The sequence below is a fragment of the Wolbachia endosymbiont of Nasonia oneida genome (assembly GCF_009012935.1).
GTDB classification, from domain to species: domain Bacteria; phylum Pseudomonadota; class Alphaproteobacteria; order Rickettsiales; family Anaplasmataceae; genus Wolbachia; species Wolbachia pipientis.
Map to the genome: position 1 here is coordinate 89,754 of NZ_QESS01000005.1, position 9,727 is coordinate 99,480.

General features: G+C 35.3%; 4 protein-coding genes. 2 read left to right on the top strand and 2 right to left on the bottom strand.

What is annotated here, in order from left to right; genetic code table 11:
- Nucleotides 1-70 precede the first annotated feature (70 nt).
- Nucleotides 71-2,410, top strand: a complete 2,340-nt coding sequence (gene pheT / locus DEF52_RS03760; RefSeq protein WP_151807894.1) for a phenylalanine--tRNA ligase subunit beta — start codon at nucleotides 71-73, stop codon at nucleotides 2,408-2,410.
- Here the strand turns inward: pheT and DEF52_RS03765 are convergent.
- The gene (locus tag DEF52_RS03765; RefSeq protein WP_151807895.1) at nucleotides 2,401-5,121 is read right to left on the bottom strand and encodes a hypothetical protein; all 2,721 of its coding nucleotides are present in this window, start codon (nucleotides 5,119-5,121) and stop codon (nucleotides 2,401-2,403) included. The two genes, pheT and DEF52_RS03765, sit on opposite strands and share 10 nt — an antisense overlap.
- A 68-nt stretch (nucleotides 5,122-5,189) precedes the next feature.
- Nucleotides 5,190-8,588 (bottom strand): class I tRNA ligase family protein, encoded by a 3,399-nt coding sequence (locus DEF52_RS03770; protein WP_151807896.1) that lies wholly within the window; start codon nucleotides 8,586-8,588, stop codon nucleotides 5,190-5,192.
- A gap of 176 nt (nucleotides 8,589-8,764) precedes the next feature.
- On the opposite strand from DEF52_RS03770, the gene DEF52_RS03775 reads away from it, so the two are divergent.
- Nucleotides 8,765-9,718 (top strand): peptide MFS transporter, encoded by a 954-nt coding sequence (locus tag DEF52_RS03775; protein WP_237357340.1) that lies wholly within the window; start codon nucleotides 8,765-8,767, stop codon nucleotides 9,716-9,718.
- The last annotated feature ends 9 nt before the right edge of the window (nucleotides 9,719-9,727 follow it).

A 9,727-nucleotide genomic window follows, 5' to 3' on the forward strand; every position in this document is an offset into this window, starting at 1 on the left:
TTCCACTACAACAAGCTTTAAAAGCACTACATTTTATATTACAATAACTTTTTTGTTTCTTGTTAGATCGATGAAATTCACGTTATCTTGGTTACTGGAGTATTTAGAAACCAATGCTAGTTTAGAAGAAATTACCGATAAATTAACTCACATAGGGTTAGAAGTAGAAGATGTGATCGACAATACAAAATTAGCTGGTTTTATTGTTGCAGAAGTATTAGAGGTGATACAGCATCCAAATGCTGATAAATTAAAATTATGTAAAGTAGATGACGGAAGTAAAATTCTACAAATAGTTTGCGGAGCAAACAATGTTAGAGAAGGTATGAAAACTGTGCTTGCATCTCTTGGTAGCACATTGCCAGAAAGTGATTTCACAATCAAGCCTACAAAAATACGAGGAGTGCTAAGTGAAGGGATGCTCTGCTCTGCTTCTGAACTTGCGTTGGTTCAAGAGGAAAGTGAAGGAATAATCGAGCTTTCCGATGATTATAAAGTAGGGGATAAATTTTTCAATTGTGACCCTGTAATTGATATAAATGTTACCCCAAACCGTGGAGATTGCTTAGGCATTTATGGAATAGCTCGCGACCTTGCTGCAACTGGAATTGGGACATTAAAGACTTTAAGCATTCCACAACTTACCAGCTTCATAAATTCACCAATCGATGTTGAAGTTACTGACGGGGAAAGTTTTATTAGTGGAATATACATCGCCAATGTAAAAAATCAAGAAAGCCCAAAATGGTTAAAAGATAGGCTGGAATCGATAGGAATGCGCTCCATTTCTGCAATAGTTGATATCACGAACTATATTATGATATCTTTCAGCCGCCCAATGCACGCGTATGATGCAAAAAAAATAGAAGGAGAGCTCACAGTACGCAAAGCAAACGACGGAGAAAAATTTGCTGGTTTGAACGGTAAAGAATACTTATTAAACAAAGACATAAGCGTTATTGCAGGTGATAAAAATATTCATGGAATTGCTGGAATTATAGGTGGTAAGTGCAGTGAATGTACTCTTGAAACTACTGATATCTTTTTAGAGTCTGCTTGGTTCGATCCCATCTCTATTACTAAATCTTCAAGGCAGCTCGGCATCTCCACAGACGCTAGTTACAGATTTGCACGTTCAGTTGATCCTGGATTTACTTTTGATGGACTCAACCTTGCAGCTAAAATGATTCTGGACTTATGTGGTGGAGAAACCTCAAGCGTAGTGTCTGCTGGCAGTTTAGATAGTGCTGACACCAAGGTGAGCTTTGATTATCAGGATGTGAACAAGTTTGGAAGTGTGTCTGTATCGCCTGATGAGGTGCTTGATATCTTAACGAAACTAGGGTTTAGTATTGATAAAAAAACCGAAGGCAATTGGAATGTACAAGTACCAAGCTGGAGACCGGACGTGACAATACCGGCTGACCTAATCGAAGAAGTAACAAGGATATACGGCTATGACAAAATAAAAGAAGAACCACTACCAAATAATGTTGAAGAAGTAGATAGTACATACGACAATTTGCGTATTTTGATGACAAACAGAGGGTTTCATGAAGTGCTAACCTGGTCGTTTATGAGTGAATCAACAGCTGAAAAATTTGGTTACTCGAATAAGTTATTTATCATCGATAATCCGTTTAACAATAGCTTTAATATAATGAGATCAAGTATTATGCCAAATTTATTGCAAGTTACTGCTGATAATATTGCCCATGGAATATCTGATCTTGCAATCTTCGAAATCGGGCCGATTTACGATGGTGAAGCTCAGTCTAAGTATGTTTTAAGTGGAATTAGGTCAGGAAATAATTTACCGCGAAACCATTATAATACTGATAGGAAAGTAGATGTTTTTGACGCAAAGGCTGATTGCATAGCAGCTTTGGAGTTTTTTAACGTTAATTGTGATAATTTAACGATAGAGAAAGCAGAAAAAGAACATTACCACCCAGGAAAGTCAGGCACTCTCTCTTTTAAGAATAAAGTAGCAGGTTATTTTGGAGAGTTGCATCCTAATATATTAGATCTTTTTGATATCAAGCAAAAAGTTGTAGGTTTTGAGGTAATACTAGAAAATATTGAAAATTTACCTGTAAGTAGAAAGAAATTTATCGATTATAAATACCAAAGTGTAAAACGTGATTTTGCATTTATAGTAAATAAGGATGTGGAAGTAGGTAACATAATCAATGTGATAAAAAAAAGCTCAGAGCTCATCACAGAAGTTTTGATATTCGATGTATACCATGGAAATAATATAGAACCGAATAAGATGTCTATAGCGTTGTCAGTTACTTTTTGCTCTCCAATCCACACTTTAACTGAAAAAGAGATCCAAAAAGAATCAAGTGCTATAGTTAATTTAGTATGTGAAAATACCGGAGGAACTTTGAGAACTTATCGTTGAGTCACAATCATAGTTTCCTGCCGTTGCTGTGTCACACTTACTTCATCCAATTTATTTCCAATATTGAATTCAATATCCTTGAAAAATCTATCCCACATTCCATGCAAATGCTCTTCTATTTTAGGCCACACATCATTTTTAAATGTTACCCCATCATCAGAAAATAAATTACCTAAAAAGGCTCCAATACCTTCATAATTTGACTGAAAACATTGAAGAAATGTCTCTCCTTCTTTATAAGTATTATGTGCCACATTTAACGCTTTTCTCTCTGTAGTCTCTTTATAAGCATTTGATGCTCCAATCTTTATTGCACCAAACATAACTTTACTCCAGTTCTTAACTTTCTGTATACAACCTTCACTATTTCCTGGTATATTATTTATTATATTTTTTGTCAAATTGTCTATCAAAGGAGACAATAAATTTTGACTAAAATGTTTGATATTATCTTTTGTTTTAATTACAGGATATTTGATGCGTTTTTCTGCTAAACAGTACTCCAGTTCTGCTCTTTCTAATAACTTCTTGATTTCTTTTTCATCAAAAGTTTCAAGCTTGAATACCTTCAGTAAATCATCTTCTATTACTGCAAATTTTATTTTTTCACGAGACGTTAGTTCTTCTTTATAATCATTTTTTGTTTCTTCATTTATCAATAATTCTTTTTTGCCTAATTCTAACTGTTTTAATGCTTTCAGAATTTCTTCATTCCTTTTTAAGAGCACTTCTATTGATCTTGTACCCAGATGCCCTTTTTCCCTGTTATTTTGTTCAGCTTGTAAACGCTTATTTTGATCTTTGAGTGTTTGTTCTAATGTAGATTTTTCTAAATGTCCTTCATCTTGCACGCGAAAAGCTTCAATTATTTCTGCTAGACCTGATTCACCATATTTTCTTAATTTCTTGCATAAACGTAAAACACCCTTTTTTTGTTCTCGAAGTAACCTTTGCACTTTATATTTTTTTATTTCTAAATACATCTTTTCTATAAAGTCATTTATTTTAGCTGAAGCTTCCTTATCCGATTGAACCTTTACTTTTTTTTCTAAATCTTCAAGCTGCTTCCTTAGGCTTTGCTTCTCCTTATCCGGTATATCTGATTGACTTAACTTACCTTGAACTTTTTTCATTACTGATTTTATCAGCCTGCGCTCAATCTCTTGATCATCATATTCGAATTTAAAAAGGTCTTCTAACCCCCTTTTTAAGGTGTCATTTGTTAAGCTACTGTTTTCATGTATTTCTTTTAATTTCTTATATATATCGTTACACCTTGTTTGACCTATTCCTCTTAAACGTTCAATTTCTTCTTTCGCATTACCTAAGGCTTTCTCTGTTGCTTGGAGATGCTTATTTTTATAAATATCAATTACTGTCCTTTTAACTATTTCGCCTTCCTTTATAAGCTTTTTCCATTCCGCCTCATGTACAGAAAATTCATCATCTTTTGAGTCTTCTACTTCCATTCCTGCGTTTTTCAAATCTTCTATTATAATCTCTTTTCTACTTGGTAATTCCTTACCTTGGCTCTCTAATTCCTGTCTCACTAAAGAATTTTTTATCTCATCTTCCAGCGAAAAATCTTCTCCCCGTCTATCTCGCTGAAACTTAATTGCTTGTATAAAGGCAACTTGATAAGCACTTTGTATTAAGTGACTTGTCAAATTAGGACCTATACTATCTACCACTTTCGACTTGAATTCGTTCAATAATTCCTTCAATTTATCATATGTAATCTCTTTCTTTTCTAGCTTTATCAGTTCTTCCATAGTCTTCGCAAATTCCTGAATAGAAGTTGCAAGCACATCCTTGATTTCATTGCGTAAGGGCTTAAGACCATTTTTTAAATTGATGTTAGTTGACAATTTCAGTACGATGCTATGCTCTGAATTCCGCGTCACATCAAACCACTTGTTATTTTCATTTTCATACAAATCTCTAAGCAATCGTTTAAATTGCGGTGGAAATTCTATTTCCATATCCCACGCAATATTTGGTCCAGTAACTTCCTTTTCATGAAAAGACACCTCAATATTTTGATGCTTATTAGAATACCGCCCCATACTTATTTTAAGAGCAGTAACTAAAGAGTGAGATAAATCTCTATTTAAAAGATAAAAAGTAGCCAAAGCAATTGTTGCAGGAACAACTAAGGCTACAAGTACAGCCATATTAACAAAAATTGCTATTGCAGCAAGAACACCATATGCCAATCTTTTTGGCACGCCAGTTTCACTCTTTTTTGTCTTATCTTCCCCTACACTGTCTTGTGTCTTGCTGTTTGCTTGAAATCTACTGCATACGACTAATCCCAGTGCAGTAAAAGCAATATAAGGAAGCATTAAAACTGACAGAGCTAAATTTAATATTTTCTTTTCTGGGCAAGTTCTATTTATTTCCTTAAATATTTCGCTTGATATATTATACCAGGAAGTAAAAAAATCAGAGTTATAATCTTTATAATGAAATATACTGAGTGGAACGTTAAAATTAGCTAACGGCTCTTGTTCTTCCACAGCATCAAAAAATTCTTCTTCCTCTTCTGAAGTAGCAAGACCTAAATTATTCCCTTCTTCTACATTAGAAACAGCTTCCATAGCATCAAAAAACTCTTCTTCCTCCTCCAAAGTAACAACAGATTCTGCTTTACCTAAACCACCACTATTGTTAACAACTTCTTCATAATCATCTGCAACAGCTTTATTCATATTATAACCTTATCCAATTACCTTAAGTATAGCATAAATACTGACAATCTTGCAACTTTATTAAAAATTTAACGCTCAATACTAACACTTAAATCCTGATATTCCTTAGAATAGAAGTTAGTTCCAATTTCTGTATTAATGTCCAAAGATAAGGCAAGGGTCTGCTCTTTTATATATTCAAACCACGTATTTATTGCTTCCTTAATTTTCTCTTCTTCTGTTTTGATTATTACTCTGATTCTATCTGATATATGAAAATCAGCTTGTTTTCTGGTTTCTTGAATGAGCCTCACGACATCTCTCGCTAACCCTTCTAGAATTAATTCATCATTTAGTTCAGTATTTAGAATGACAACTCCTTTGTTGTTATCAAATACAGCAGAATATCCACTATTTGCTTTTAACAATAGTTCATATTCGCCTTTTTCTATGATGTAATTTTCTGACTCATTACCTAAAAAAACTTGCTCATTTTCAACTTGCTTCCATTTTCCCTCTTTGACATATTGAACTAGTTTCTTAATTTTATCTGGTATTCTCTTTCCAAGCAGGGGAAAACTTAGCTTTAACTCTAGTGATGCAATATCTTCAAGTCTGTTTACTAACTCCAGTTTTTTTACATTTACCTCATCTTTTATCATCTCTTGATATTCATTCATGCTTGGTGTCATTCCAGCACTTTTTTCTTTCTGGATCCCAGTGTCAGCTACTCGGATGACAGGAGAGAACTCTGGGATGACGGGAGAGAGCTCTGGGATGACAGAAAACGGCTCACCTTCAAGAAAACTACAGGAAGACTGATGATAAATGATCATACTGCCAAGTGGCTGTCTGATACGTATGTTAAAAGTGTTTCTAATAGAGAGTGCAGAGTTGCATATCTCTCTCACCAAATCCATCTTGGCAATGAGCTGACTATCAAACTTCTCTAATTGTGGAAAATTAGCCAAATGAACAGATGTTTCTTCATACTTAAGCCCTTGCCATATATTCTCTGTTATAAGTGGCAACAAAGGAGCTGCAGCTCTTAGTATGTAATAAAAAACCGTATATAGAACATTATAAGCATCAGTTTTATCCTGATCCAAATCACTTTTCCAAAAACGCTCGCGACTGCGACGAATATACCAATTATTTAGCACTTCAAAAAAGTTCATTAAAATTTTGCAAGCCTCTTGGGAGTTATAGTTGTTCATAGAAGCTTGGATACCTTCTACAGCTTCAAAACACTTGGAAATCATGTAACGATCAATAGTGCTTTGATAATCCTTACAAACTTCAGCTTTAATCCCATCTGCATTTGCATACATGGTAAAAAAGTGATAGCTATTCCAAATAGGTTTTATTACGTTTTTCAGAACATCTCGTATTGAGTTTCCTTCTTTATCGAGTAGCAAATTACCACCACAAACAATAGATCCAGAAAGCATAAGAAAACGCAGTGCATCAGAACCGTATCTATCAAAAACCTCCATTGGATCTGCATAGTTATTCAAACGTTTGGACAATTTTTGCCCTTTTACATCCAAAACAACACCGTGGCATATGCAGTTCTTAAATGGTTCCCTATCAAACACAGCAGTGGACAATACAAAGAGCGTATAAAACCACCCCCTGGTTTGCGCTATGTATTCAGTGATAAAATCCGCAGATTCAAACCACTCCTTATTTTCAAACGGATAGTGGATTTGCGCAAATGGCATCGAGCCAGATTCAAACCAGCAGTCAAACACGTCAGGTACACGGCGCATAACTGATTTTCCTGTTGGATCATCAGGATTTGGTCTTGTTAAAGTATCGATAAATGGTCTGTGCAAGTCGTCTATTTTAACATTAAAACCTCTCTCCAGTTCTTCTATTGAACCATATACATCTACTCTTGGATATCTCGCATCGTCTGATTTCCATACAGGGATTGGCGTACCCCAGAATCGATTGCGTGAAATTGACCAGTCGTGTGCCCCTTCAAGCCATTTTCCAAATTGACCATCTCTAATGTGGTTTGGTATCCAATTAACTCTCTTATTTAGCTCTACCATTCTGCTTTTGAATTTTGTAACAGCAACATACCAAGAAGGCATAGTGCGATAGATCAAAGGAGTGTCAGTTCTCCAGCAGTGTGGATAATTGTGAATATATTGTTCAGTTTTAAACCAATTCCCTTGCTCTTTTAATTTTTTTATTACTGTATCATTGGTATCAAAAACATGAACCCCTGCCAAATCTGAAATTTCAGCAGTAAATTTTCCACTGTTATCAATTGGACAAATAACTGGAATATCATGGCTTTGGCAAAGGTAAAAATCTTCCTCACCAAATCCAGGAGCAGTGTGCACAACGCCAGTACCATCTTCTTCCGTCACATAATCAGCAATAAAAACGCGAAATGCATTTTTTGTGTCTTTAAAATAGTCAAACAGTGGTTTGTAAGAAAGACCTGCAAGATCATTCGCTTTAAGTTTTATATTGCAGTTTTCATATGGAATATTGCTTTGTTCACAGTGGCTGACAAATTTCCCTAAATAACTTTCAGCGAAGATGTAAACTTCATCGTTAACTAGATCTTTTGCATTATCCCCTGTCATCCCAGTAGCCCCCTCCCCTGTCATCCCAGTGCTTCGACACTGGGATCCAGAAATAGATTCCAGCGTCACGCGCTGGAATGACATCAAAGGGTGGACTGACACTGCACAATACTTAATATCTTTTCCTATTGCTAAAGCCAAGTTGCTCGGCAACGTCCAGGGAGTTGTAGTCCAAGCAAGTAATTTACACTTTCGTTTAACACTTTTAAATTGCTGTGGGTTTTCTAAAAGCTCAAATGCAACAGTTACAGCTTTGCTAACTTTTTCTCTATACGCGTTATCAAGCCTTGTTTCGAAATTAGATAATGGAGTTTCGCATGCCCAGCTATATGGTACAACGCGCACTGATTCATACACCAAACCCTTATCATAAAGCTGCTTGAATGCCCACATGACCGACTCCATGAATGATTTATCCATAGTCTTATAGTCATTGTGAAAATCTACCCATCTTGCTTGTCTATTGACATATTTTTCCCACTCTGATGAAAATTTCATCACAGAAGTACGGCAATGATCGTTAAATTTATCTATACCAAACTTCTCTATCTCAGTTCTACCAGATATTCCAAGTTCTTTTTCTGCACCCATCTCAGCCGGCAATCCATGGCAATCCCAGCCAAATCTACGTTCAACCCTTTTTTGAAGCATAGTTTGATATCTTGCAAATGCGTCTTTGATGAAACCAGTGAGTAAATGTCCATAATGCGGAAGTCCATTTGCAAATGGAGGCCCATCGTAAAAGACAAAACAATTATCCTTGGAACGTTCTTCAACTGACCGCTCAAAAACTTTGTTTTCCTGCCAAAATTTTATGATTTCCTTTTCTAACGATGAAAAATCAGGACTACTTACTGTATCAGGATAATGCTTTGACTTCATGTTCGCTATGTAAAACTAAAGAATATAGGGCTTTCTGAAAAATTACAAATTCAAAAATATTTCCGTAGCTCACACCCCAACAAACTATTCTGCCGAGCTTCCAATACCTTTTTTTAAGTTTTACTTGCAGTTTTTATTGTTTTACTTAACATTAACCTAAGCTTTAGGGGTATTTTATGGATCAGAAGACAGATAAGTTTCCACAATTTTTAAAAATGTTGTGCTTTGTTGAAATGTGGGAACGTTTCTCTTACTATGGAATGAGGGCACTTTTGGTCCTATTTTTGACTTCTCACTTAGGTTTCACTGATGAGAGGGCCTTTACTATTTACTCATTATTTGCTGCAACAGGTTATGCTATACCAATACTTGGAGGTTTTTTAGCTGATAAGTTGATGGGATTCCGCAACATGGTGTTGCTTGGAGGGATAGTGATGATAGCAGGTCATGCTTGCATGTCATTGGTTAAGTTTGAACCAGGTTTATTATATTTAGGTTTATCTCTAATAGCCATAGGTACTGGTATGTTTAAAGGGAACGTAACTAACTTACTTAGTTCATGCTATGGCAAAGACGATCCTGAACGTAGCAGAGGCTTTACTTTATTTTACGTAGGTGTGAATATTGGAGCAATATTGGCTTCTATTTCATGTGGTTATGTAGCCCACTTGTTTGGCTGGCACTACGGCTTTGGTTTAGCTGGTATTGGGATGTCTATAGGGCTAATCTTTTTTCTCAAATTTCAGAATCTTTTAGGAGATAGCGGCCTTTCTCCTTATCCAGAGCTTATGAATAAGCGCATATTAGGGATTAAAATTTTTGGTATAGTATTGATAGGAAGCTTTCTGTCATCATCAATAATTGCTAAAATGCTTATACATAGTGAATTTTTTACTAATATGCTCATATTTATTGGAATAACAGCTCTGGGCATATTTATTTATATAATATCTAAATTATCAGCAGAACAAAGACGAAAATTAGTGGCATTATCTATTCTTGTGGTATTTTTCTTGTGTTTTTTTGCTTTAGAAATGCAGCTTGGCTCTTTGGTTAACTTATTCACCGAAAGAAACGTTATTAACAATGTATTAGGTGTATGGTCCCAGAGTGTGATGGTGTGGATTTAGTATAAATAA

What these genes read in the sequence shown, in the direction of transcription:
- pheT (WP_151807894.1), top strand. Translation starts at nt 71, where the DNA reads ATGAAATTCACGTTATCTTGGTTACTGGAGTATTTAGAAACCAATGCT.
- DEF52_RS03765 (WP_151807895.1), bottom strand. Translation starts at nt 5,121, where the DNA reads ATGAATAAAGCTGTTGCAGATGATTATGAAGAAGTTGTTAACAATAGT.
- DEF52_RS03770 (WP_151807896.1), bottom strand. Translation starts at nt 8,588, where the DNA reads ATGAAGTCAAAGCATTATCCTGATACAGTAAGTAGTCCTGATTTTTCA.
- DEF52_RS03775 (WP_237357340.1), top strand. Translation starts at nt 8,765, where the DNA reads ATGGATCAGAAGACAGATAAGTTTCCACAATTTTTAAAAATGTTGTGC.